This window comes from Staphylococcus massiliensis CCUG 55927, from assembly GCF_000298075.1.
Taxonomy (GTDB): domain Bacteria; phylum Bacillota; class Bacilli; order Staphylococcales; family Staphylococcaceae; genus Staphylococcus; species Staphylococcus massiliensis.
Genome location: NZ_JH815593.1, coordinates 729,742 through 755,135, shown reverse-complemented (window position 1 = coordinate 755,135; position 25,394 = coordinate 729,742). Strand labels below are relative to the sequence as shown.

Here is a 25,394-nt window from a genome sequence, read left to right as displayed (position 1 = left end):
ACTGATGAGGTGTTCAAGTTATATTGACTTTGTTAGACCTTATTTTTATAATGTCACGCGTTAGGTCGGTGTCTTTTAAAAAAGTGGAGTGGATATCAATGGAAAAGTTTAAATATCATCAACATCACGTAGCATATGAAGACAAATGTCTGAATCATGTTACAATTGGGATGACAACAAGACAGGGTGGGTTTAGTGCTTACCCTAAAGATAGCTTTAACATGGCGCGATACATAGATGACGATCGTAACAACGTATCGCAACATCAAGACATGCTTGCGAACGAGATTCAATTTGATGTCGAAAACTGGGTCTTTCCCATTCAAACGCATCAAAATCACATTCAAGAAGTTACACGCGCGCATCGTGGTATCAATATTAGAGAACTCACTGATGACTTACACGGCATCGATGGTATCTATACATATGATCAAGACGTGTTGTTAACGATGTGTTATGCGGATTGTGTGCCTATTTATTTCTATAGTGAAAAGCATCACTACGTTGGACTTGCTCATGCTGGTTGGCGTGGTACGGTAAGTCAAATTGTGTGTAATATGATAGATGCAATTGATTTTAATCTCGATGATTTACACGTTGTCATTGGTCCTGCGACATCTAATAGTTACGAAATTAATGCGGACATTAAATCCCAATTTGAGGCGCTACCAATTGATGTAAATGCGTATATTGATAAACGTGATGAAGATCGTTATGGAATAGATTTAAAGCATGCAAATCAACTTTTATGTATCTATAAAGGTGTACCTGAATCAAATATTGATGTCACACATCTTACAACGACTGAGATACGAGATGATTTCTTTTCGTATCGTTTAGAAAAAGGACAAACAGGTAGAATGCTCGCTTTTATAGGTCAAAAGTAAATGAGGTGTATTAAATGAACGTTAAAGAGAATTATACAAATATTTCAAAGAATCTTACAAAACATCATAATACTGAACTTACTTCGAATGAACCTCGCGTGATTGCCGTTACGAAGTATGTTACAATAGAGCGTGCACAAAGTGCTTATGATGCAGGTATCAGAGACTTTGGCGAGAACCGCATAGAGGGCTTTTTAGAGAAGAAAAAAGCATTACCTGAAGATAGCGTGATGCACTTTATCGGTTCACTTCAATCTCGTAAGGTTAAAGAAGTGATTAATGATGTCGACTACTTACACGCATTAGATCGCAAGAGTTTAGCGAAAGAGATTGAAAAAAGAGCAGACGATGTTGTGAAATGCTTTGTTCAAGTGAATGTATCTGGCGAAGCTTCTAAACATGGATTAGAGCTCGATGCAGTAGAGGACTTTATCAAAATGTTAGGTGACTATTCGAAAATTGAAGTTGTAGGTTTAATGACGATGGCACCTTATACGGATGATGAAGCAGAATTGAAAGAAATATTTAGTAAATTAAGACATAAACGCGATGAAATAAAAGCACTCGGATTAGCGCACGCGCCATGTACTGAATTATCAATGGGTATGAGTAATGACTACATGATTGCTACCGAAGAAGGCGCTACATATGTTAGAATTGGAACAAGTTTAGTAGGAAAAGAGGAGTGAATCCATGGCTATCAAAGATTTATTTAATGGTTTTTTCGTAATGGAAGAAGAGGATGAAGTTGTAGAAGAAAGAGAACAACGTGAACGACGTGAACAGCAAAGACGTGACGAAGAAGCTAAAAATGAACGTAAACAGAAACCGAAATCAAACACTACGAATCAAGGTAAGAATCATAAACAATCTTCAAATAAAGCGCATTCACTTCAGTCAGTTCCAAAAAAACAAACTTCAAGATTAAATGTATCTCAACAAGGTACATCTAACCACCAGACAAGGAATGTGGTAAATATGAACCAAGATCAATATCAAAACGTACAAGAAAGTTCTAAAATGTGCTTATTTGAACCACGTGTATTCTCTGATACGCAAGATATTGCAGATGAACTTAAAAACCGTCGTGCAACGTTAGTGAATTTACAACGTATCGATAATGTTTCTGCTAAACGTATTATTGACTTCTTAAGTGGTACTGTTTATGCAATTGGTGGGGACATCCAACGAGTTGGTCAAGATATCTTCTTATGTACACCTGACAATGTTGAGGTTGCAGGTACGATTACTGACCAGATTGAATCGTATGAGTATGATCACCCAAGAGATTAGAGGTTAGTATAAAATGAGTATGGACTTATTAGTTACGATATTTAAATTTATCATTTTTATAGCTCAAATTTACTATTATGGCTTAATTGTATATATTTTTATGTCTTGGTTACCAGGCGCAAGAGATTCGAAGTTTGGAGAATTTATGGCTAAGATGTACGAGCCTTATTTAGAACCATTTAGAAAGATCATTCCACCAATTGGTATGATTGATATTTCTTCATTGGTAGCTATTGTGGTAGTACATTTCTTTATGAAAGGTCTACAAAGTATATTCAATTATATTTTAGTTATGATGTTTTAAATATTTGAGTTGAAAGGGGTCTAGGATATCTATCTTAGGCCTCACTATTTTATCTAGCATGAAAGTGTTTCATGTATAGGGGGCTGGGACATTAGTCGTTAAATAGGGCAATTAAGCTTTATTTCCTACAATTCTCAAAACAGATGACTCAGAGGGCGGGGCCCCGGCACAGAAATTTGCGCAAGCAAATTATCAAGTTATGGAAGCCGGGGCTTTTCAATGTAATGAACAAAGAAGCGAAAGCTTCTTTGTAAGTTCAACTAACGAATTAAAAATTCGAGTTGAACTTTACAGGAAAGCATGCTGTTTAAGGGAATTGTAGTATTATGTCCCGGCCTCATTTCGAATATCAAGGGCGAGGTTAGAAGTCTTAAACACTTCTATCTCGCTCCTTTTTAAAGAATGGAGCGTAAGACATTGGATATTTATCAACACTTTAGGAAAGAAGAAGCACCCTTTATAGATACGTGTATTGATAAATGCTTACAAGCTGAACGTAATTATGCACCTGTGTTAACTCACTTTCTAGATCCTCGGGGGCAATATATCTTAGAAGTTATTACAGGTAGTTATCAAGATTTGAAGGTTTATTTTGAAGGCGGTAGGGATAGTGAACGTAAACGTGCTTTAATAACGCCTGATTATTATGAACCTCAAATAGACGACTTCGAGTTAAGTTTAATCGACATCGATTATCCTAAAAAATTCGTTACGATCCAACATCAACATATACTTGGAACATTGATGTCTTTAGGTATTGAGCGTGAACAAATTGGCGATATATTAGTCGGTGATCGGCTACAATTTGTTTTGACAAAACAATTAGAATCTTTTATTATGTTTGAACTAACACGTATCCGCAATGCCTCAATAAAACTTAATTCTATTCCGCTTGAAGATATGATACAATCTAAAGAGAATTGGAAAGTCCAGACGGCAACGGTGAGTGCGATGCGCTTAGATGTTGTATTAAAAGATATGATTCGTAAATCACGAGGTATTGCGAAAGCTTTAATCGAGAAAAAGCGTGTGAAAGTCAATCATACGATTATCGAAGATGTAGCTTTTAAATTAGACGAAGGTGATTTACTGTCCATTCAAGGGTACGGACGTGCCAAAGTTACAGAAATTGGTCACCGTACTAAAAAAGATAAATTATACATCACCTATGAAACAATGTTTAAATAGTGTATGATGAAGGAGGATATGGGATGCCTTTTACACCGAGTGAAATTAAAAATAAAGAATTTTCCAAAGCGAAAAATGGATTAGACCCAGTTGAAGTTAAAAGTTATATCGAACAACTTAGTAAAGAGATCACACGTTTAAATAAAGATAAAGAGCAACTTAATAAAGTGCTTGAAGATAAAGAAACGAATATTCAATCATTTAAAGATGTTGAAAAGTCCATCGGCGAAGCGCTACTTATGGCGCAGCGCACTGGTGAAGAAACGAAAGCTTCAGCTCAAAAAGAAGCTGAAGCCATCATTCAAGATGCTAAGGTGCAACATGATAAGATTGTGAATGATGCGATTGAAAAGGCACGTCGCTTGTCTTTTCAAACAGAAGATATGAAACGCCAATCTAAAATCTTTAGATCACGTTTTAGAATGTTAGTTGAAGCGCAACTTGATTTATTAAAATCTGATGATTGGGAGTACTTGCTTAATTATGATTTAGATGCACAGTCTGTGTCTGAAGAAAATATTAAGCATCTCAATGACAAAGATTTAACTGAAGACGAGAAAGCACAACAACCAGATGGTGAACAGGCTGCTGAACAAGCTAATGCTTCTAATGATGAGGCTAAAAACGAAACGAAATAATGTAGACGCGTCAATAAGTTACATATACTTTAGCGAGTTAGGGACGGTGGAAGCCTAGCGTATATCCTTATTGGTATCACTACATTGTAACGAATAAATATGATAAAGAATGAGAGAGCTCTAAGTTGAGTTAATCAGGGTGGTACCGCGATTACATCGTCCCTGTTAATTGAACTTAGAGTTCTTTTTATTTAAAGGAGTGTAAAATAAAATGGATTATAAAGAAACGTTATTAATGCCAAAGACAGGTTTTCCAATGCGTGGAGGATTACCTAACAAAGAACCTAAATTGCAAGAAGAGTGGAAAGAGAAAGATATTTATAACAAATTACTAGAAAAGAACAAAGACAATACGCATTTCATTTTACATGATGGTCCGCCGTACGCGAATGGTAACTTACACATGGGTCATGCTTTAAATAAAATGTTAAAAGACTTTATTGTAAGATATAAATCAATGCAAGGTTACTATGCACCTTACGTTCCAGGTTGGGATACGCATGGTCTTCCAATCGAACAAGCATTAACGAAAAAAGGTGTTAACCGTAAGCAGATGTCTACTGCTGAATTTAGAGAGAAATGTGAGGATTTCGCACGTAAACAAATTGATGGTCAACGTGAAGACTTCAAACGTTTAGGTGTTAATGGTGATTTCGATAATCCTTATATCACGTTAACGCCTCAATATGAAGCGGCTCAAATTCGTTTATTCGGTGAAATGGCTGATAAAGGCTTAATTTATAAAGGTAAGAAACCTGTTTACTGGTCACCTTCAAGTGAGTCATCTTTAGCTGAAGCTGAAATTGAGTATCATGATAAACGCTCACCGTCTATCTATGTGGCTTTTGATGTGGAAGATGGTAAAGGTGTCGTTGATGAAGAAGCTAAATTCATTATTTGGACGACTACACCATGGACTATCCCTTCAAACGTAGCGATTACGGTAAGTCCTGAATTAACTTATGTGCAAATGAACGTTAACGGCGAGAAATATATTATCGCAGAAGCTTTAGTGGATGAAGTTGCTGAAGCATTAGAATGGGATAAAGAGTCTATCGTTCGTGAGAAAGACTATAACGGTAAGGATTTAGAATATGTTGAAGCAAAACATCCATTTATTGACCGTATTTCATTAGTTATCCATGGTGATCACGTTACAACTGACGCTGGTACTGGTGTCGTTCATACTGCACCTGGACACGGGGAAGACGACTATTTCGTATGTCAAAAATATGATTTAGATGTCATTTCACCTATCGATGATAAAGGTGTATTTACTGAAGAAGCGGGTCAATTTGAAGGTATGTTCTATGATAAAGCGAATAAGGAAGTAACAGATTTACTTACAGAAAAAGGCGCTTTATTAAAATTAGAATTTATTACGCATAGTTACCCTCATGACTGGCGTACGAAGAAACCTGTTATCTTCCGTGCTACACCACAATGGTTCGCATCTATTAATAAAGTGCGTCAAGATATCTTAGATGCAATCGATGATACGAAGTTTAAAGTTGAATGGGGTAAAACACGCCTTTACAACATGATTCGTGATCGTGGTGAATGGGTAATTTCAAGACAACGTGTTTGGGGTGTACCGCTACCAGTATTCTATGCTGAAAATGGCGACATCATCATGACTAAAGAAACAGTTAACCATGTTGCAGATTTATTTGAAGAACATGGCTCTAACGTTTGGTTTGAGCGTGAAGCGAAGGACCTCTTACCAGAAGGGTTCACGCATGAAGGTAGCCCGAATGGTGAATTCACGAAAGAAGAAGATATCATGGACGTTTGGTTCGACTCAGGTTCTTCTCACCGTGCTGTTTTAGAAGGTCGCGATGAATTATCTTACCCAGCTGATCTTTATATAGAAGGTAGTGACCAATATCGTGGTTGGTTCAACTCTTCTATCACAACGTCTGTAGCTACACGTGGCGTATCACCTTATAAGATGTTACTTTCTCACGGTTTCGTTATGGACGGCGATGGTAAGAAAATGAGTAAATCACTTGGTAACGTCATTGTTCCGGATAAGATTGTTAAACAAAAAGGTGCTGACATTGCACGTTTATGGGCAAGTTCGGTGGATTATTTAGCTGACGTTCGTATTTCTGATGAAATCTTAAAGCAAACTGCTGATGTATACCGTAAGATCCGTAATACGTTACGCTTTATGCTAGGTAACTTAAATGACTTCAATCCAAATACAGACGCTATTTCTGAAAGTGAACTTTTAGAAGTAGATAAGTATTTATTAAATCGTTTAAGAGAATTTACTGCGCATACGATTGATAACTATGATAACTATGATTATCTAGATATTTATCAAGAAATCCAAAACTTTATCAATGTTGAATTAAGTAACTTCTACTTAGATTATGGTAAAGATATCTTATACATTGAAAAGCAAGATGCGTTAAAACGTCGTAGTATGCAAACAGTTCTATATCAAATTCTTTTAAATATGACGAAGTTATTAGCACCAATCATCCCGCATACAACAGATGAAGTTTGGTCTCATATGGAACACGTTGAAGAGGAAAGTGTTCACTTATCAGATTTCCCTGTTAAAGAGGAAGTTGATTCAGCACTTCTTGAAAAATGGTCCACATTTATGAAACTTCGTGATGATGTTAACCGTGCATTAGAGGTTGCTCGTAATGAAAAAGTAATTGGTAAATCATTAGAAGCTAAAGTTGTGATGAGTGGTAATGATCAATTCGACACACTTTCATTCTTAAAAGACTTTGACGATTTACATCAATTATTTATCGTTTCTCAAGTTGAGCTTGAAGATCAAGTTGATGGCGGAACATCTTACAATTATGGTGATATCAAAATTGAGCATGCTGATGGCGAAAAATGTGAAAGATGTTGGAACTACGCAACGTCTCTTGGTTCAGTAGGCGAACTTACGAACCTATGTCCACGCTGTCAAGAAGTTGTGAGCACGCTTTAATTTTGTAAGTGTTTGACGAGGCGTGATGCTTTTTACGAAACGCGATGTGATTTTTGCGTTTTAGGTGTATTCACGAAGTGCGATGAGTTTTCGTGATGAGCGAAGCTTAATGCGTTTTTTATAGTGCGATGAGACTTCGAAAAACGCAAATATTCTTGCGTGTATGTCTAAGCACGAGGCTTGAATATCACAGCTATTAATAAAATGATGCCATGGATAAGGACTTTTGTTCGATTAAACGTAAATTAAGAAAGCATTTGTTTAAAAGGCTTTGAAGTTTACGTTAACGAACGATATATCGCTTGTGAGCTTTTATGCCATGAGTGGTCCTATGTCCATGGCTTTTTTTCTGAATTAGGGTGATATATAATAGAACTTGTATTTTAGATGTTGGTATTAGGAGGACAAAAATGAAAAAGGCATATTACTTTGGGCTTGTAATTCCTACGATTTTGGTAATTTTAATCTTAGATCAAATTACGAAGTTTATTGTTTCAAGTTCAATGAAAATTGGAGACTCGTTTTCAGTAATTCCAGGTTTTTTACATATAACATCACATCGAAATGATGGTGCTGCATGGGGAATTTTGAGTGGCAAAATGTGGTTTTTCTATATCGTAACGCTTGCAGTACTCGTATTCTTAATCGTCTTTTTCATTAAAGAGGGTAAATATAAGCCAGGTATGCAGCTTGCTTTAAGTTTATTATTCGCAGGTGCGCTTGGTAACTTTATTGACCGTATTATACATGGTGAAGTGGTTGATTTCATCGATACATACATCTTTGGATATGATTTTCCTATTTTTAATGTTGCAGACTCAAGCTTAACCATTGGTGTTATACTAATACTTATTATGTTAGCTATCGATGCTTTTCATAGTAAAAAGGAGGAATAAGATGGCACAACATGAATTTACTGTAGATTCAGAGCATCATTTACAACGTATCGATAAGTTTTTACCTGAACAAAATGATGCATGGTCACGTAGCCAAGTTCAGGATTTAATTAAAGAAGAACTTATTAAAGTTAACGATAAAGCTGTTAAATCTAATTATAAAATTAAGGAACATGATCGAATCGTTGTTTCTGAAAAGGAAACGGTTGAAGCGGACATCTTACCAGAAGATTTAAATTTAGATATTTATTTTGAAGATGAAGATGTGGCAATCGTGTATAAACCTAAGGGTATGGTGGTACATCCAGCGCCAGGACACTATTCTAATACGTTAGTGAATGGTTTGATGTATCAAATGACGGATTTATCAGGTATTAATGGTGAAATTAGACCTGGTATTGTACACCGAATTGATAAGGACACGTCAGGTTTATTAATGGTTGCGAAGAATGATATCGCGCACCGTTCACTTGTTGATCAACTCGTTGATAAAACTGTAACGCGTAAATACGTGGCTTTAGTACATGGGGTAATTCCTCATGATTATGGAACGGTAGACGCACCTATTGGTCGTAATAAGAACGATCGTCAGGCGATGGCTGTTGAAGACGACGGTCGTGATGCGATTACACACTTCGATGTGCTACAACGTTTCAAAAATTATACGTTAATTGAATGTCGCTTAGAGACAGGTCGTACGCACCAAATTCGTGTTCATATGAAATATATCGGTTATCCGTTAGTAGGTGATCCGAAGTACGGACCTAAGAAAACGATGGATATTGGCGGCCAAGCCTTACACGCGGCGACGATTGGTTTCAACCATCCTAAAACAAATGAATATATTGAAAAGATTGCACCACTTCCAACTTACTTTGAAGAAATCCTTCAAGACTTGGATAAAGGTGAAGCTTAGTTAATGAAAGAGGCACAAACGTTGATTGGCGTTTGTGCTTTTTTGGGTTAAGGGGTAAAAATGCAAAGAGTTATAATTGGCTATATTATCTATAAAAAATACGTTAAAAATAAGTTGACAAAATAGTTATAGGCAATTATATAATTAAAATATGTAATTCAAGATCTAATACTTAGAATGGTAGATGTATTGTGAAAGTTTATTATAAAAGGGGATGTGGGCTAATATATGAGTAAATCACTATTTCGTACAAATGAAGTAATTGAACTTCTATTTATATACTTGTTCTGCCTTATAGTGAATTCGTTAATTACTTATATTAGTTTACATGATTGGTCGGATTACATCGTTTTAGAATCATATATAAGCTTATTTATTGATTATCAAAACATAATTATTATAGCAGTTAGTTTTATCAGTCTTGTGTATCATTATCAATTCAATAGACGAAAAGCGACCGAAGTTAGATGTAAAATTATTGTTGGAGATTACCTGTTTAACCTTTTACTTTTACACATAAGTTTAAATTTAATGATACTTTTGTTGAGTTTTTCAATTTCATCATTAATTAATCTCTATTTTAATATACCATTTTTGTCAAATTTTAGTGTATTAGGCATATTAGTTATTTATATCTTTATTAGTATAGGAATGATGATTGTTAATGATGTATTTAAAAAAGTTCATGAGTGATTCATTTATTAAACGTCCTCTATTTACCTTATCTTTAATCGCTTTACTAATTTTTGCTAACTTTCTAGCTTTTACTACTGTAAGATCTATTATTCTAAATATACAAGGACTTAAGGAAGTATCTTTATGGAATAAGAAGGACAATTACTTATTTAATTTAGACCCGAAATATAATTTTGAAAGCGTAGATAATAACTTAGATTTAAACTTACTATTCAAACATTTAAATGATAATTTTACTTATGCTATTGAGGTGAATGGAATAAAAAGTGGAATTAGAGATAGTAAAAATATGGAGATAAATCTGGAATATATTAGTAAGGAAGCTTATAGACTTAATAAAATTGATCTGATAAAAGGAAAACATCTAAATTATGATAATAACTACACAAAAGATCCTATACCTGTTTTAATCGGTGCTAGTTTAGAAAAACTTTTTCCTCTCGATACTATATTTAAATTAAAAGATCCTACTTTGGAAAAAGAGGTGACTCTACAAGTCAAAGGTGTTATACAAGGAAATTCTTACAAGTCTTTAAAATTAGCTCCTAATACTAAGGAATATCGAAACTTTTCAATAGTAATACCAATTAACCAGAATTTTATTTATGACTCCAATGAATTATTAAAAGTTAATAGCATACATAATCTTTTAATACTAGATTCTAACGATAAAAGTGTAGAAGGTTTAAAAAGATACTTTGAAAAATATAATATATATTTAAATTTTTATGGCAAAAATGACAATGACGCATATTTTAAAGAAAACTTTTATCAATCATATATTCTGATTTCTTGTATAACTACAATAATACTTGTAGTTATTATAGGGTTAGCTTTATGGAATACCTTTAAATATATCCACCTTACCACTAAAGAAATAATATTGAATATTTTAGTAGGTTTAAGTTACGAAAGATTAAAATTTGTTTATTACTCTTATTATATATTTTTAAGTTCTATTAGCTCAGTTATTTTATTTATACTTATTGCTTATAATCGATGGTTACATTGGGTGAATAAAGAGAGCAATTTAGCTACCTATAATATTTGGGGATTATTAGATATTGATTGGTATGCGTTATTAGTAGTTATAGGTATTAATTTATTCGTATCAATTATTATTGTAGAGTTATCTATTTTAAAGGTTAAGCGAATACCGCTATCAAAGGGGTTATTACTATGAATCATATTATAAATTTATCTTTAAATTCTAAAAGATTTAAGAAGAACAATTTAACTATGTTAAAGTCCTTTAACTTAGAGGTTGATTACGGAGAAAGTATTTCAATAACAGGTTCCTCTGGAGTAGGAAAAACAACCTTATTAAATATTATAGGCTTGGTTGATTCAGATTTTGACGGTAATTATAACTTATTTGGTCACAATATAAATGGGCTAAGTTCGAAAGAAAAAGCACTTTTACGTAATCAAAAGTTGGGATTCATTCTACAAGAATCCGCACTGATTAATTCGTTAAGCATTGAGAAGAACATAAAATTACCTTATTTATATGCTAAATCTAATGATGTTCAAAATTTAATCGATCATTATAACTATGTCATTGAAAAGGTAGGAATACAAGGAATTCTAAAAAAGAAGCCTTTGGAATGCTCTGGAGGTCAACGAGCTAGAGCGTCTTTAGCTAGAGGTTTAATAATGAAACCTGATTTAATTTTAGCTGATGAACCAACTTCTTCTCTTGATGAAGATACTAAAGCACGTATTGTAGACTTATTATTTGAAATGAATAGAGAGTTTAGAAGCACATTAATTACTGTAACGCACGAACTAGACTTAGCACATCGTCATGATAGGATGATAACTATAGTTAAGGATTGTAGTAATTAATTATAAACAATCGAATTATGACAAAAAAAACAATAAAGCGATAATATTGATTTTAGTTAGGTTTAATAAAAAGTAGAGCGAAATTAGAGAGCTAGTTTATCAAGAAATAGAAATCGTGTTAATCATAAAGTTTCAAATTTACAAGACTTATTAAACGTGTAAATGAAAGTGCTCTAGATTTACAAGACTTCAGAAACGTGTAAAACTCATGTCTCTTAAACCCGTGAATCATCCACAAACCTACAACTATAGTCCTAGAAATTAATAATTACATATATTTGACTCTTTAATTTTTATGAAATATATTGAAGATAGACTTGGTATTAAAATTATTTTATATATTTACTCAACTAGTATCCTAAGATAATTTAAACAATACCACTTTAAATGTCCCTTATTCGATTAATATGAATGAGGTCGGTCAAAATTTAAATCAACTATACATTTTCATAATTTCAAAGGATCGAAAGATTTTACCCAGCTACATAGGCAACGTAATTTGTCTTTAACTGATTTTATAATGCTTTAAAAAAGCACTTTAAGTTTATATTTCAATTTAAGAAAGGACTGATTTAAATGGGCTTTTGGCTAATGCTGTTCTCATTTATTCTTGGTATTGTGATGATTACAATTGGAATTAAGCATAGACAGCAAAATCATGTATATAAGATCGTTCCTTTTGTAGGCCTTCTATTTGTGACATTTGCGATTACCTTAGCGTTACCACAATGATATGCTACAAAATTCAAGCTTAGTACCTCGCCTGAGGGTACTAAGCTTTTTTATAATGGCCGACTCACCTCATCTAAATAACGCCATCAAGTTGTTCTACATCTTCAAATTAGAACAAAAAGGTTCGGACATCTATTAAGCCGAACTGTAGTCCCACCTTAAAAAATCCTTGTTAAAAGTAACCACCCCTGACTCGCCAATCCAAAGTCGCCAACCTTGACTCGCCCCCGCTGTAAATCCCTCACGCCCCGAAAATTTTCTCTAACCTAAATCTACAATCACCGCTACAACATCCTTAATCACTCAAAAGATGTAAAAGTTACAATATTAATTATCTTCAGCGTTTTGACTTTTACACGAAAAAGGGTTAAAATAATATAAAGTAAATTTAAAGAAAGCGTCTTTAAATAAAGTCCAGAGAGGCTTTGAAGACATGATGATAAACGTGATACGTGTATACCTATAGGGATAAGTATGCTTATCTTTATTTCCATATACCTAAATCCTCATGTCTCAAAGTAGGCGTGAGGATTTTTTGTTAGGAGTGAGAAGATGTCTGAACGTGTCATATTAGACGAAGCAGCGATTAATCGTACGGTTACACGAATTGCCCATGAGATTCTAGAATATAATAAAGGCTCTGAACACTTGATCTTACTCGGTATTAAAACGCGTGGCGAATTTCTAGCGCGTCGAATTCAAGATAAGATTAAAGGTATCGAAGGTAAGGTAATTCCTACTGGCACGATTGATGTTACAAACTTTAGAGATGATATTGAATCACGAACGAACAAACATTTATCAAAGTCTTTTGAAATTGAAGAAGATTTAAATGATAAAGTAGTGATCATCATTGACGACGTATTATACACAGGGCGCACGGTTAGAGCGTCACTTGATGCGATTCTACTCCACACAAGACCTACGAAGATTGGACTTGCAACACTTGTAGATCGTGGACACCGTGAGTTACCAATTCGCGCAGACTTTGTCGGTAAGAACATCCCTACAGCGCAAGATGAGTCTGTAGAAGTTTACCTTGAAGAAGTCGACCAGAAGAACGGTGTCGTGATTATTTAAATGAATAAGTAAACCCTTTTAATTCAGTACGAGAGACTGACAAAGGCATTTGATACACCTGTGACCCATGTCGCATAGGTGTAGGTCTCTTTGCATACTGAAATGTAGAGAGGCCTTTTTTAATGAGAGAGGAAAGAAAGTTATGAAGAATGATTATATGTTTGAGCGAACAGTTGAACCTGTTCTTGATGTCCATGAAAAGCCCAATGCATCTACGTGGGCATTCCTAAGTTTACAACACTTATTTGCGATGTTTGGCGCCACGGTACTTGTACCATTTCTAACAGGATTACCAGTATCATCAGCACTACTCGCTTCAGGTATAGGAACGCTATTATATATTTTAATAACGAAAGCTCAAATCCCGGCTTACCTTGGTTCGAGCTTTGCGTTCATAACGCCAATTATTACAGGACTGAAAACGCACAGCCTAGGTGATATGTTAGTAGCACTTTTCATGAGTGGTTTAATGTATGTCATTATCGGACTCATTATCAAGCTGAGCGGTACGAACTGGCTCATGCGATTACTTCCGCCAGTTGTAGTCGGACCAGTTATTATGGTTATCGGTCTAAGTTTAGCGCCTGTAGCAGTTAACATGGCGACGTTCGAGAACCCTGGCGATAAGGAAGGTTACAACTTAACGTACTTAATTGTCGCAATGATAACGTTACTCGTTACAGTCATTGTTCAAGGTTATTTCAAAGGTTTCTTAAGCCTTATCCCAGTACTAATCGGTATTATCGTTGGATACATCGTGTCGCTTACGCTCGGCATAGTCGACTTTGAAAAGGTTTTAAAGGCCAAATGGTTACAGTTTCCTGATATTTACTTACCATTTAGAGATTATGAGCCATCCATTCATATGGGGCTAATCATAATTATGATTCCGATCGTCTTTGTTACGGTCAGTGAACATATCGGTCACCAACTCGTTATTAATAAGATTGTTGGGCGTAACTTCTTTGAAAAGCCAGGCCTTCACCGTTCAATCATCGGCGACGGGGTTTCAACGATGCTAGCAAGTTTAATTGGTGGTCCACCAAGTACAACGTACGGTGAGAACATCGGGGTACTCGCAATAACACGTATATTTAGTATTTTCGTTATCGGCGGCGCTGCGGTCTGTGCGATTATTCTAGGATTCGTCGGTAAGTTTACTGCACTCATTTCATCCATTCCGACACCGGTTATGGGTGGCGTGTCGATTTTACTCTTCGGAATAATCGCAGCAAGTGGTTTAAGAATGTTAGTCGAAAGTAAGGTAGATTTTGCGGATAACCGTAACTTAGTTATTGCTTCAGTCATCTTAGTCGTAGGTATCGGTAACTTATTACTTGATCTACAACATGTAGGTATTAAACTTCAAATCGAAGGTATGGCGCTCGCAGCAACTGCAGGTATTCTACTTAATTTAATTTTGCCAAAAGGAGACACGAAACAAAACGAGGAGGCATAACATGGATAACTTAGTTTCTATGGAACATCTATCGAAAGACGAAATCTTTTCATTGATTGAAACGGCAATCGAATTTAAACAAGCAACAAATTATCCAAATCTAAGTAATAAATATATCGCGAATCTTTTCTTCGAGAATTCAACGCGAACGAAATGTAGCTTTGAAATGGCCGAGAAGAAGTTAGGTATGAACGTCATTCATTTCGAAACGAGCACGTCATCTGTTTCAAAAGGCGAATCGTTATACGACACGTGTAAGACTCTAGAAAGTATTGGGGCGAACGCACTTGTGATTCGCCACTCCGACAACGCGTACTACGAACAACTTGACGGTCTTAACATCCCGGTTATCAATGGTGGCGACGGAAGTGGTCAGCATCCGACGCAAAGTCTGCTTGACCTCATGACGATTTATGAAGAGTTCGGCACATTTGAAGGCTTAAACGTACTTATCTGTGGTGACATTGTGAATTCTCGTGTTGCGAGAAGTAATTATCACAGTCTTGAAAAGCTTGGTGCGGATGTGATGTTTTCAAGTCCAGATGTATGGAAAGATGACACAATGAAAGCACCGTACGTCGACATCGATGCTCATATAGATCAAGTTGACATTGTCATGCTGTTACGTGTGCAACATGAACGTCATCAAGATGCAGGAAGTTTTGGTAAGGAAGCATACCATCAAGGTTTTGGTTTAACGAAAGAACGCTACAACAAGATGAAAGAACATGCAATCATCATGCACCCAGCACCAGTGAACCGCGGTGTAGAAATTGATACAGAACTTGTGGAAAGCGATAAGGCTCGCATTTTCAAACAGATGGAAAACGGCGTATACTTAAGAATGTCAGTATTAAATCAACTTATTAATCGAAAGGGGAACTAATCATGTTATTTATTAAAAACGCGCAAGTATTAGAAAACAATAACTTAACGACAACAAATATCTTAATCGAAGGGCAAACGATTAAAGCAATGGGTGAGGACGTTGAAGCACCTAATGACGCTGAAGTTATCGATGCTAACGGTAAATTTGTAGCACCTGGCTTAATCGACGTACACGTTCATTTAAGAGAACCAGGTGGCGAACATAAAGAAACAATTGAAACTGGTACGAAAGCAGCTGCACGTGGTGGCTTTACAACAGTTTGCCCAATGCCTAATACGAAACCAGTTCCTGACACAGTTGAAAATATCGAAAAGTTAAATCAAATTATTAAAGAATCTGCACAAGTGCGTGTGTTACCTTACGCATCAATTACAGAACGCCAAGCAGGTAAAAATTTAGTTGATTTCGAAAGCTTAAAAGAAAATGGCGTCTTTGCTTTTACAGATGATGGCGTAGGTGTTCAAGAAGCTAAAATGATGTACGAAGCAATGATTGAAGCTAAGAAACAAGATAAAGCGATCGTTGCGCACTGTGAAGACAACAGCCTTATTTACGGCGGTGCGATGCATCAAGGTAAACGTAGCGAAGAACTTGGCATCCCAGGTATTCCAAACATTTGTGAAGCGGTACAAATTGCACGTGACGTGTTATTAAGTGAAGCTACAGGTTGTCACTATCATGTATGCCATGTATCTACAAAGGAAAGTGTGCGCGTGATTCGTGACGCGAAGAAAGCTGGTATCCCAGTAACAGCTGAAGTTACGCCGCACCACTTATTATTAACTGAAGAAGATGTGCCAGGCGACAACGCGATCTATAAAATGAATCCACCATTAAGAAGTAAAGCAGACCGCGACGCATTAATCGAAGCGTTAAGAGACGGTACAATTGACTGCATCGCGACAGACCATGCACCACATGCAAGCGAAGAAAAGGATCAACCAATGGTTAAAGCACCATTCGGTATTGTTGGTAGTGAAACAGCATTCCCATTACTTTACACGAACTTCGTTAAGAATGGAGATTGGTCACTTCAAGAATTAGTAGATTACTTAACAATTAAACCTGCTCAAACATTTAAATTACCTTATGGCGTACTTGCTGAAGGTAAAATTGCAGACTTAACAATGATCGATTTAGATCAAGAATATGAAATTAAAGGTGAAGACTTTAAATCTAAAGCAACAAATACACCATTCTTAGGTGAACACGTATTTGGTAATCCAGTACTTACAATCGTTGACGGCGAAATCAAATATCAGGAGGCGTAATTGAATGTTAGAAAGACGATATCTCGTTTTAGAAGATGGCACGTTCTATCCAGGATTTAAATTAGGTTCAGATGATCTAACTAAAGGTGAAATTGTATTCAACACTGCAATGACAGGTTACCAAGAAACGATTTCAGACCCATCATACACAGGTCAAATTATCACGTTCACATATCCATTAATTGGTAACTACGGTATTAACCGTGATGATTTCGAAGCGTTAAATTTAACTTTAAGTGGCGTTGTGGTTAAGGAAGCATGTTTACAACCAAATCACTTCAGAGCGCAATATACGCTTCATGATTGCCTCGTTAAGAACAACATCCCTGGTATTAGCGGCGTAGATACACGTAGTATTACTCGTAAGATTCGTCAATACGGCGTATTAAAGGCAGCTTTCGTTGACAACAAAGATGAAATTGAAGCAATGGTAGAAACATTAAAGCAAGAGACGTTCCCTAGAACTCAAGTTGAACGCGTTTCAACGAAGACACCTTATATTTCTACTGGAAAAGGCCTAAGCGTTGTCTTACTCGACTTTGGTAAAAAAGAAAATATCGTGCGTGAACTAAATGCTAGAGGTTGTAACGTTACGGTCGTACCTTATGATACGACGGCAGAAACAATCTTAAACATGTCACCAGATGGTGTAATGTTATCTAACGGACCAGGGGACCCTGATGATGTACAATGTGCCGTTGAAATGATTAAAGGTATTATTGGTAAAATTCCATTCTTCGGTATATGCCTTGGTCACCAATTATTCGCGCTATCACAAGGCGCTACATCATATAAGATGAAGTTCGGTCACCGTGGTGCGAACCATCCAGTCAAAGACTTAGCTACAGGTAAAATTGCCTTAACAAGTCAAAACCATGGATATGCGATCGATAAAGATTCTCTTAAAGATACAGACCTAGAAATTACGCACGTTGCTTTAAACGACGGAACTGTTGAAGGGTTAAAACATACTTCTTTACCTGCATTCTCTGTACAATATCACCCAGAAGCTTGCCCAGGTCCAACAGATTCAAATCCTTTATTTGATGATTTTATTCAAATGATGAACGAATTTAAAGAAAAGGAGACGGATGTTCATGCCTAAACGTACAGATATCAATACAATATTAGTCATTGGTTCAGGTCCAATCATCATTGGACAAGCTGCTGAGTTCGACTACGCTGGTACGCAAGCTTGTCTAGCACTTAAAGAAGAAGGGTACCGTGTGATCTTAGTTAACTCAAACCCAGCGACAATCATGACAGATAAAGAAGTAGCGGACAAAGTTTATATCGAACCGCTTACTCATGACTTTATCGCACGTATCATTCGTAAAGAACAACCAGACGCGCTTTTACCTACATTAGGGGGTCAAACAGGTCTTAACATGGCAATTGAACTTCATAAAAGTGGTGTGCTAGCTGAAAACCATGTTGAATTACTTGGTACAACTTTAGAATCAATTGAACAAGCTGAAGATAGAGAACAATTCAGAAACTTAATGTCTGAACTGAACGTACCAGTTCCTGAAAGTGATATCGTAAACACGCTTGAACAAGCGATTGCTTTTAAAGAAGAAGTAGGCTACCCATTAATTGTACGTCCAGCCTTTACTTTAGGCGGAACTGGTGGCGGTATTTGTTATAACGATGAGGAACTTCATGAAGTCGTTTCTAACGGACTGAAATATAGCCCAGCGACACAATGTTTAATCGAGAAATCAATCGCAGGTTATAAAGAAATAGAATATGAAGTTATGCGTGACCATAATGATAACGCGATTGTTGTTTGTAACATGGAGAATATCGACCCAGTTGGTATTCACACAGGTGACTCAATTGTTGTGGCACCAAGCCAAACTTTAACAGATCAAGAATATCAAATGCTTCGTGACGTATCGTTAAAGGTAATTCGTGCGTTGAAAATTGAAGGTGGTTGTAACGTACAACTTGCGTTAGATCCATATTCATTAAATTATTACATCATTGAGGTTAACCCACGTGTGTCACGTTCATCAGCCCTTGCATCAAAAGCAACAGGTTACCCAATTGCGAAACTCGCAGCTAAAATTTCAGTTGGTTTAACGTTAGACGAAATGTTAAACCCTGTAACAGGTACATCTTACGCGGCTTTCGAACCAGCATTAGACTATGTGATTTCTAAGATTCCACGTTTCCCATTCGATAAATTCGACAAAGGTGTTCGTCAACTTGGTACGCAAATGAAAGCAACTGGTGAAGTTATGGCGATTGGCCGTACGTACGAGGAGTCTCTGTTAAAGGCTATTCGTTCACTTGAATACGGTGTCCATCACCTAGGCTTACCTAATGGCGACAAATTTACGTTAGCTGAAATTAAAGATCGTATCGAACGTCAAGACGATGAACGTATCTTCTTTATCGGTGAAGCGATTCGTCGCGGTATGTCTTTAAAAGAAATTCACGACATGACAGATATGGATTACTTCTTCTTAAATAAATTTAAAAACATCATTGAAATCGAACATCAACTTAAAGCGCACAAAGGTGATCCTGAATACCTTCACTTTGCGAAACAATTTGGATTCAGCGACAAAACGATTGCGCACCGTTTCGATATGACTGAAGAAGAGGTTTACAATTTAAGAAAAGAACATAGCATCTTCCCAGTATATAAAATGGTAGATACATGTGCTGCTGAGTTCGAATCTAAGACACCATACTTCTATGGCACATATGAAACTGAAAATGAATCAGACGTTTCAGATAAAGAAAAAATTATCGTACTAGGTTCAGGTCCAATCCGAATCGGTCAAGGTGTTGAATTCGACTATGCGACGGTACACGCAGTATGGGCTATCCAAAATGCTGGATATGAAGCGATTATCGTGAACAACAACCCTGAAACTGTTTCAACAGACTTCTCAATTTCAGACAAACTTTACTTCGAACCGTTAACAGACGAAGATGTGATGAACATTGTTGAACTTGAGAAACCTAAAGGTGTTGTCGTTCAATTCGGTGGTCAAACTGCGATTAACTTAGCGGATAAACTTGAACGTCACGGCGTTAAGATTCTTGGCACTACGTTAGAAGACTTAAACCGTGCTGAAGATCGTAAAGAATTCGAAGCGCTTTTAAATAAGATTGGTGTGCCTCAACCTAAAGGTAAGACGGCAACTTCAGCGAAAGAAGCGCTTGAGAATGCGCGTGATATCGGTTACCCAGTCGTTGTAAGACCTTCCTACGTTCTAGGTGGACGTGCGATGGAAATCGTTTATAACGATAAGGAACTTGAGAACTACATGAATCAAGCAGTTAAAGCAAGTCCAGAACATCCTGTCTTAGTTGACCGTTACTTAACAGGTAAAGAAATCGAAGTAGACGCGATTTCAGATGGTGAAAGCGTCGTAATCCCAGGTATCATGGAACACATCGAACGTGCTGGTGTTCACTCTGGTGACTCCATTGCGGTATATCCACCGCAAACGTTAACTGAAGACGAAATCAATACGCTTGAAGATTTCACAATCCGTTTAGCAAAAGGCCTTAATATCATTGGTCTGATTAACATCCAATTCGTGTTAACACATGACGGCGTATATGTATTAGAAGTAAACCCACGTTCAAGCCGTACGGTACCATTCTTAAGTAAGATTACTGAAATTCCTATGGCACAAGAAGCAATGCGTGCGATTATGGGTCACAAACTAGCTGACTCAGGCTACAAACAAGGTATTCAACCTTACAAAGAAGGTGTCTTCGTTAAAGCACCAGTATTCAGTTTCAATAAGCTTAAGAACGTCGACATTACGCTTGGGCCTGAAATGAAATCAACAGGTGAAGTAATGGGTCGTGATTTAACTCTAGAAAAAGCCCTTTTCAAAGCATTAACTGCAAGCGGCTTTGAAGTTAAAGACTATGGTACCGTGCTCATCACAGTAAGTGATAAAGACAAAGAAGAAAGTCTTAAAATCGCGAAACGTTTACAAAACGTCGGTTACAAAATTATCGCAACAGAAGGTACTGCGAAATATCTTGAAGCGAACGATATCCCTGTTGAAAAGGTTGAAAAAATCGGTGGCGAACACGATTTACTTGCTAAAATTCAAGACGGTGACGTTCAAATCGTTATTAATACAATGACAAAAGGTAAACTCGTTGAACGTGATGGTTTCCAAATCAGACGTACAACGGTTGAGAACGGCGTACCATGCTTAACATCACTTGATACAGCAAGCGCATTAACAGACGTTATCGAAGTGATTACATTTGATATGAAAAATATGTAAGAGGAGGAATTGAACGGTGGAAAAAATGACAGTAGTCTCCAATCGTCAAATTGCAGATCGCATTTATGAGTTAAAAGTTAAAGGACCTGTAACTAAAAACATGAAAGAACCTGGTCAATTCGTTCACATTAAAGTAGGAGAAGGGTCTTTACACATGTTAAGACGCCCGATTTCAATTTGTGATATTGATTCAGAACAAGATACGTTTACAATGTTATTTCGTGCAGAAGGTGAAGGTACGAAAAAACTTGCGAAACTCAACCAACAAGATGAACTCGACATCATAGCGCCGCTTGGAAACGGTTTTCCTGTAGATGAAGCGAAGCACAAGGCGTTACTCGTTGGTGGCGGTATTGGTGTTCCACCGTTATATGAACTCTCTAAGCAATTAAATAAGCGCGGTATCGAAACCGTTCATGTTCTTGGATTCAAGTCTGCGAAAGATGTCTTTTACGAAGAGAAATTTAGAGAACTTGGCGATACGTACATTGCGACCGAAGATGGTACGAACGGTACGAAAGGTTTCGTTACAGACGTGATTTCAGCACTTCCTCAAGATTATGACACGTACTACACGTGTGGTCCTAAACCTATGTTAAAAGCCATCACAAATCACGAGGGCTTAGTTGATGTAAACGGTTTTCTATCATTAGAAGAACGCATGGGTTGTGGCATTGGCGCTTGTTACGCTTGTGTATGTCATACACCTGAGGAAAACGGCTACGTGAAAGTTTGTACGGATGGTCCCGTATTCAAAAAAGGAGAGGTCATCTTATGAGTCGATTAAATGTTTCAATTCCAGGTTTAGAACTTAAAAATCCAGTCATGCCTGCAAGTGGTTGCTTTGCGTTTGGTGCAGAGTTCGGTCAATTCTATGACTTATCCGAACTTGGTGCCATCATGATTAAGGCTGCTACAAAAGAAGCGAGATACGGTAATGAAACGCCACGTGTTGCGGAAACAGATAGTGGTATGATTAACGCAATTGGGTTACAAAACCCAGGCGTTCATCATATCGTTGAACATGAGTTAAAAGCTTTAGAAAAATATGATACGCCGATTATAGCGAACGTAGCAGGGTCTGTATTAGAAGATTACGTATATGTTGCTGAACATATTTCTAAAGCACCGAACGTTCACGCATTAGAACTTAATATTTCATGTCCAAATGTTAAAGAAGGCGGTATGCAGTTCGGCGTTGATCCCGAAGTTGCGAGTGAGTTAACGAAGCAAGTTAAAGCCGTTTCAGAAGTCCCTGTTTATGTGAAATTATCGCCGAATGTAACGAATATCGTTGAGATGGCACAAGCGATTAGTGAACATGCGGACGGTTTAACGATGATCAACACTTTAGTTGGCTTACGTATTGATGCAAATACTGGTAAACCTATCATTCATAATGTCGTAGGTGGTTTAAGTGGTCCTGCAATTAAACCTGTTGCGATGCGTATGGTGTATCAAGTTAGACAAGTTGTTGATATTCCGATTATCGCAATGGGCGGTATTCAGAACGCGCAAGATGTTATCGACTTTATTTCAGTAGGCGCTGATGCCGTTGCAGTAGGTACAGCCAACTTCCAGAATCCTTTAGTTTGTAAAGAAATTATCGACGAACTACCGAAACGCTTAGACGAGCTTGGAGTTAACCATATTCACGACCTAAAAGGACGTACACACGAGGTGTTAAAATAATGAAAGACTTACCAATTATTGCACTAGATTTTAATTCTCTTGAGAAGGTCGAAACATTTTTAGACCAATTTGACGAACCCCTTTTCGTAAAAGTTGGGATGGAGCTTTTCTATCAGGAAGGTCCGCGTCTCATTGAAAAGATTAAATCTCGTGGGCACGCGATTTTCTTAGATTTGAAACTGCATGATATTCCAAATACAGTGAAGAAAGCTATGGAAGGCCTAGCGAAACTTGATGTTGACTTAGTTAATGTGCATGCTGCTGGCGGTACTGAAATGATGAAGGCCGCTATTGAAGGCTTACGTAGCGTAAATCCAGATATTAAAATTATTGCTGTGACCCAGCTAACGTCAACTACTGAAGCGATGTTACATGACGAACAGAACATTCAAACAAGCATTGAAGACGCTGTATTAAATTATGCAAAGTTAGCACAATCTGCAGGTCTTGACGGCGTCGTATGTTCACCTTTAGAAGCGAAGTTAATAACTGACGAGATTGGCGAAGCCTTTTTAAAAGTCACGCCAGGCATTCGACTAGAAAATGCGAATAGAGATGATCAAAAACGTGTAACGACACCAGAAGAAGCAAGACAAAACGGTTCGACACATATCGTTGTCGGTCGACCAATTACACAGAGTACGGACCCAGTCCAAAGTTATAAAGAAATTAAAGAAAGTTGGTTAAGATAAATGGCAAAACAAATCGCAAAGTCTTTACTTGATATTGAGGCAGTTTCACTTTCTCCTAACGATTTATTTACTTGGAGTTCTGGCATCAAATCACCAATTTATTGTGATAACCGCGTAACTTTAGGTTATCCTGACGTACGCTCAGAAATCCGTGACGGTCTAATCAAGCTCATTGAAGAGAACTTTGAGAACGTCGACGTGATCTCAGGTACTGCTACAGCGGGTATCCCGCATGCTGCTTACATCTCTGAGAAAATGAACTTACCTATGAACTACGTGCGCTCTAAAAGCAAAAGCCACGGTAAAGGTAATCAAATCGAAGGTGCTAAGTCAGAAGGTAAAAACGTTGTCGTAATTGAAGATTTAATCTCTACAGGCGGTTCTTCAATTACAGCAGTAGACGCTTTGAAAGAAGCGGGCGCTAATGTTGTTGGCGTTGTAGCCATCTTCACTTACGGCTTACAAAAGTCAGTTGATGCATTTAAAGACATCGACATGCCGTTCTACACATTAAGTAACTACGATGAATTAATCGAAGTCGCTAAAGAAGAAGGCGCGATTAAGGAAGAAGATATTGAAACGCTAGTCGAATGGCGTAATAATTTATAAATTTGAGATAGAGATATCGATTGTATAAGGCACAGGCGGTTGCGAACGCGACTTCGTCTGTGCTTTTTTTGTTTTAAGAGGTAGTCGTGTGACGGGGTTTATCATAATTGTTGGGTTTTGATAAAGTGCAGGGTCTGGATTATCACGTTTGCAGCGTCTTGATAAACGGAAGGGCTTGAATTATCACGTTTGCAGCGTCTTGATAAACGGAAGGGCGTTGGTTTATCACGTTTGACGCGTCTTGATAAACAGAGGGCGTTGGATTATCACGTTTGCAGTGTCTTGATAAACGGAGGGCGTTGGATTATCACGTTTGATGCGTCTTGATAAACAGAGGGCGTTGGATTATCACGTTTGACGCGTCTTGATAAACAGAGGGCGTTGGATTATCACGTTTGCTAAGTCTTGATAAACAGAGGCCGTTGGATTATCACGTTTGCTAAGTCTTGATAAACGGAGGGCGTTGGATTATCACGTTTGCAGAGTCTTGTAAATTAAGGCCCGTTTGTTTTACAAGTTTACAGAGTCTTGTAAATTAAGGCCCGTTTGTTTTACACGTTTCTGAAGTCTTGTAAATCAAGGCCCGTTTGTTTTACACGTTTACAGAATCTTGTAAATCAAGGCCCGTTTGTTTTACAAGTTTACAGAGTCTTGTAAATCAAGCCCTGTTTGTTTTACACGTTTCAGAAGTCTTGTAAATCAAGAACCGTTTGATTTACATGTTTATGAATTCTTGTAAATCAAGGCCTGTTTGTTTTACACGTTTCAGAAGTCTTGTAAATCAAGCCCCGTTTGATTTACATGTTTGAAAAGTCTTGTAAATCAAGACTCATTTGATTTACACGTTTTTGAAGTCTTGTAAATCAAGGCTTGTTTGTTTCACACGTTTCAGAAGTCTTGTAAATCAAGGCCCGTTTGTTTAACACGTTTGAAAATTCTTGTAAATCAAGACCCGTTTGATTTACACGTTTACGAAGTCTTGTAAATTAAGGTCTATTTGATTTACACGTTTGAAAAGTTCTTGTAAATCAAGCCCCGTTTGATTTACACGTTTTTGAAGTCTTGTAAATCAGG

21 protein-coding genes are annotated in these 25,394 nt (G+C 37.0%); all 21 read left to right on the top strand.

What is annotated here, in order from left to right; translation table 11 throughout:
- Positions 1-98 precede the first annotated feature (98 nt).
- The 21 genes from pgeF to pyrE all read left to right on the top strand — a co-directional run bounded on the left by pgeF (position 99) and on the right by pyrE (position 24,320).
- A complete protein-coding gene (gene pgeF / locus A33S_RS0103965; RefSeq protein WP_017176583.1) occupies positions 99-887 on the top strand; it encodes a peptidoglycan editing factor PgeF in 789 nt (262 codons plus the stop codon).
- A 14-nt stretch (positions 888-901) separates the two neighbouring features.
- Positions 902-1,576: a YggS family pyridoxal phosphate-dependent enzyme gene (locus A33S_RS0103960; RefSeq protein ID WP_009381608.1), complete on the top strand. Its 675-nt coding sequence runs from the start codon at positions 902-904 to the stop codon at positions 1,574-1,576.
- A 4-nt stretch (positions 1,577-1,580) separates the two neighbouring features.
- Positions 1,581-2,180, top strand: coding sequence for a cell division protein SepF (locus A33S_RS0103955; protein WP_009381609.1), 600 nt, complete (start codon positions 1,581-1,583; stop codon positions 2,178-2,180).
- A 13-nt stretch (positions 2,181-2,193) separates the two neighbouring features.
- Positions 2,194-2,484: a YggT family protein gene (locus tag A33S_RS0103950; RefSeq protein WP_009381610.1), complete on the top strand. Its 291-nt coding sequence runs from the start codon at positions 2,194-2,196 to the stop codon at positions 2,482-2,484.
- A 402-nt stretch (positions 2,485-2,886) separates the two neighbouring features.
- On the top strand, positions 2,887-3,672 hold the full coding sequence (locus A33S_RS0103945) for a YlmH family RNA-binding protein (RefSeq protein ID WP_026048958.1): 786 nt from the start codon (positions 2,887-2,889) through the stop codon (positions 3,670-3,672).
- A 23-nt stretch (positions 3,673-3,695) separates the two neighbouring features.
- Positions 3,696-4,310 carry a DivIVA domain-containing protein gene (locus tag A33S_RS0103940; RefSeq protein ID WP_009381615.1) on the top strand — a complete coding sequence of 205 codons (615 nt, stop codon included), beginning with the start codon at positions 3,696-3,698 and terminating at the stop codon, positions 4,308-4,310.
- 211 nt (positions 4,311-4,521) lie between these two features.
- Positions 4,522-7,269: an isoleucine--tRNA ligase gene (gene ileS, locus A33S_RS0103935; RefSeq protein ID WP_009381616.1), complete on the top strand. Its 2,748-nt coding sequence runs from the start codon at positions 4,522-4,524 to the stop codon at positions 7,267-7,269.
- 410 nt (positions 7,270-7,679) lie between these two features.
- Positions 7,680-8,165 (top strand): signal peptidase II, encoded by a 486-nt coding sequence (lspA, locus tag A33S_RS0103930; protein WP_009381617.1) that lies wholly within the window; start codon positions 7,680-7,682, stop codon positions 8,163-8,165.
- Position 8,166: 1 nt separating this feature from the next.
- The gene (locus A33S_RS0103925) at positions 8,167-9,081 is read left to right on the top strand and encodes an RluA family pseudouridine synthase (RefSeq protein WP_009381618.1); all 915 of its coding nucleotides are present in this window, start codon (positions 8,167-8,169) and stop codon (positions 9,079-9,081) included.
- 664 nt (positions 9,082-9,745) lie between these two features.
- Complete coding sequence (locus A33S_RS0103915; RefSeq protein ID WP_009381620.1) at positions 9,746-10,960, top strand: hypothetical protein; 1,215 nt, start codon at positions 9,746-9,748, stop codon at positions 10,958-10,960.
- Positions 10,957-11,625: an ABC transporter ATP-binding protein gene (locus A33S_RS0103910; protein WP_009381622.1), complete on the top strand. Its 669-nt coding sequence runs from the start codon at positions 10,957-10,959 to the stop codon at positions 11,623-11,625. The genes A33S_RS0103915 and A33S_RS0103910 overlap by 4 nt, the downstream gene beginning before the upstream one ends.
- Positions 11,626-12,909: 1,284 nt before the next feature.
- Entirely contained in the window at positions 12,910-13,437 is a 528-nt protein-coding gene (gene pyrR / locus A33S_RS0103900) for a bifunctional pyr operon transcriptional regulator/uracil phosphoribosyltransferase PyrR (protein WP_009381623.1), read from the top strand.
- 142 nt (positions 13,438-13,579) lie between these two features.
- Positions 13,580-14,896 (top strand): uracil-xanthine permease family protein, encoded by a 1,317-nt coding sequence (locus A33S_RS0103895; RefSeq protein WP_009381626.1) that lies wholly within the window; start codon positions 13,580-13,582, stop codon positions 14,894-14,896.
- Between the two features lies 1 nt (position 14,897).
- Positions 14,898-15,782, top strand: coding sequence for an aspartate carbamoyltransferase catalytic subunit (locus A33S_RS0103890; RefSeq protein WP_009381628.1), 885 nt, complete (start codon positions 14,898-14,900; stop codon positions 15,780-15,782).
- Positions 15,783-15,784: 2 nt separating this feature from the next.
- On the top strand, positions 15,785-17,056 hold the full coding sequence (locus A33S_RS0103885; RefSeq protein ID WP_009381630.1) for a dihydroorotase: 1,272 nt from the start codon (positions 15,785-15,787) through the stop codon (positions 17,054-17,056).
- Between the two features lie 4 nt (positions 17,057-17,060).
- Positions 17,061-18,161: a carbamoyl phosphate synthase small subunit gene (locus A33S_RS0103880; RefSeq protein WP_017176580.1), complete on the top strand. Its 1,101-nt coding sequence runs from the start codon at positions 17,061-17,063 to the stop codon at positions 18,159-18,161.
- Positions 18,154-21,327 (top strand): carbamoyl-phosphate synthase large subunit, encoded by a 3,174-nt coding sequence (gene carB, locus A33S_RS0103875; protein WP_009381634.1) that lies wholly within the window; start codon positions 18,154-18,156, stop codon positions 21,325-21,327. The genes A33S_RS0103880 and carB overlap by 8 nt, the downstream gene beginning before the upstream one ends.
- 16 nt (positions 21,328-21,343) lie before the next feature.
- Positions 21,344-22,105: a dihydroorotate dehydrogenase electron transfer subunit gene (locus A33S_RS0103870; RefSeq protein ID WP_009381636.1), complete on the top strand. Its 762-nt coding sequence runs from the start codon at positions 21,344-21,346 to the stop codon at positions 22,103-22,105.
- On the top strand, positions 22,102-23,019 hold the full coding sequence (locus A33S_RS0103865) for a dihydroorotate dehydrogenase (protein WP_009381638.1): 918 nt from the start codon (positions 22,102-22,104) through the stop codon (positions 23,017-23,019). The genes A33S_RS0103870 and A33S_RS0103865 overlap by 4 nt, the downstream gene beginning before the upstream one ends.
- Positions 23,019-23,711 (top strand): orotidine-5'-phosphate decarboxylase, encoded by a 693-nt coding sequence (pyrF, locus tag A33S_RS0103860; protein WP_009381639.1) that lies wholly within the window; start codon positions 23,019-23,021, stop codon positions 23,709-23,711. Before A33S_RS0103865 ends, pyrF begins: the two co-directional genes overlap by 1 nt.
- Positions 23,712-24,320: an orotate phosphoribosyltransferase gene (gene pyrE / locus A33S_RS0103855; protein ID WP_009381640.1), complete on the top strand. Its 609-nt coding sequence runs from the start codon at positions 23,712-23,714 to the stop codon at positions 24,318-24,320. It begins immediately after the preceding gene.
- The last annotated feature ends 1,074 nt before the right edge of the window (positions 24,321-25,394 follow it).

Bases quoted from the DNA above. Each gene is read 5' to 3' on its own strand.
- pgeF (WP_017176583.1), top strand. From the start codon at position 99: ATGGAAAAGTTTAAATATCATCAACATCACGTAGCATATGAAGACAAA.
- A33S_RS0103960 (WP_009381608.1), top strand. From the start codon at position 902: ATGAACGTTAAAGAGAATTATACAAATATTTCAAAGAATCTTACAAAA.
- A33S_RS0103955 (WP_009381609.1), top strand. From the start codon at position 1,581: ATGGCTATCAAAGATTTATTTAATGGTTTTTTCGTAATGGAAGAAGAG.
- A33S_RS0103950 (WP_009381610.1), top strand. From the start codon at position 2,194: ATGAGTATGGACTTATTAGTTACGATATTTAAATTTATCATTTTTATA.
- A33S_RS0103945 (WP_026048958.1), top strand. From the start codon at position 2,887: ATGGAGCGTAAGACATTGGATATTTATCAACACTTTAGGAAAGAAGAA.
- A33S_RS0103940 (WP_009381615.1), top strand. From the start codon at position 3,696: ATGCCTTTTACACCGAGTGAAATTAAAAATAAAGAATTTTCCAAAGCG.
- ileS (WP_009381616.1), top strand. From the start codon at position 4,522: ATGGATTATAAAGAAACGTTATTAATGCCAAAGACAGGTTTTCCAATG.
- lspA (WP_009381617.1), top strand. From the start codon at position 7,680: ATGAAAAAGGCATATTACTTTGGGCTTGTAATTCCTACGATTTTGGTA.
- A33S_RS0103925 (WP_009381618.1), top strand. From the start codon at position 8,167: ATGGCACAACATGAATTTACTGTAGATTCAGAGCATCATTTACAACGT.
- A33S_RS0103915 (WP_009381620.1), top strand. From the start codon at position 9,746: ATGATGTATTTAAAAAAGTTCATGAGTGATTCATTTATTAAACGTCCT.
- A33S_RS0103910 (WP_009381622.1), top strand. From the start codon at position 10,957: ATGAATCATATTATAAATTTATCTTTAAATTCTAAAAGATTTAAGAAG.
- pyrR (WP_009381623.1), top strand. From the start codon at position 12,910: ATGTCTGAACGTGTCATATTAGACGAAGCAGCGATTAATCGTACGGTT.
- A33S_RS0103895 (WP_009381626.1), top strand. From the start codon at position 13,580: ATGAAGAATGATTATATGTTTGAGCGAACAGTTGAACCTGTTCTTGAT.
- A33S_RS0103890 (WP_009381628.1), top strand. From the start codon at position 14,898: ATGGATAACTTAGTTTCTATGGAACATCTATCGAAAGACGAAATCTTT.
- A33S_RS0103885 (WP_009381630.1), top strand. From the start codon at position 15,785: ATGTTATTTATTAAAAACGCGCAAGTATTAGAAAACAATAACTTAACG.
- A33S_RS0103880 (WP_017176580.1), top strand. From the start codon at position 17,061: ATGTTAGAAAGACGATATCTCGTTTTAGAAGATGGCACGTTCTATCCA.
- carB (WP_009381634.1), top strand. From the start codon at position 18,154: ATGCCTAAACGTACAGATATCAATACAATATTAGTCATTGGTTCAGGT.
- A33S_RS0103865 (WP_009381638.1), top strand. From the start codon at position 22,102: ATGAGTCGATTAAATGTTTCAATTCCAGGTTTAGAACTTAAAAATCCA.
- pyrF (WP_009381639.1), top strand. From the start codon at position 23,019: ATGAAAGACTTACCAATTATTGCACTAGATTTTAATTCTCTTGAGAAG.
- pyrE (WP_009381640.1), top strand. From the start codon at position 23,712: ATGGCAAAACAAATCGCAAAGTCTTTACTTGATATTGAGGCAGTTTCA.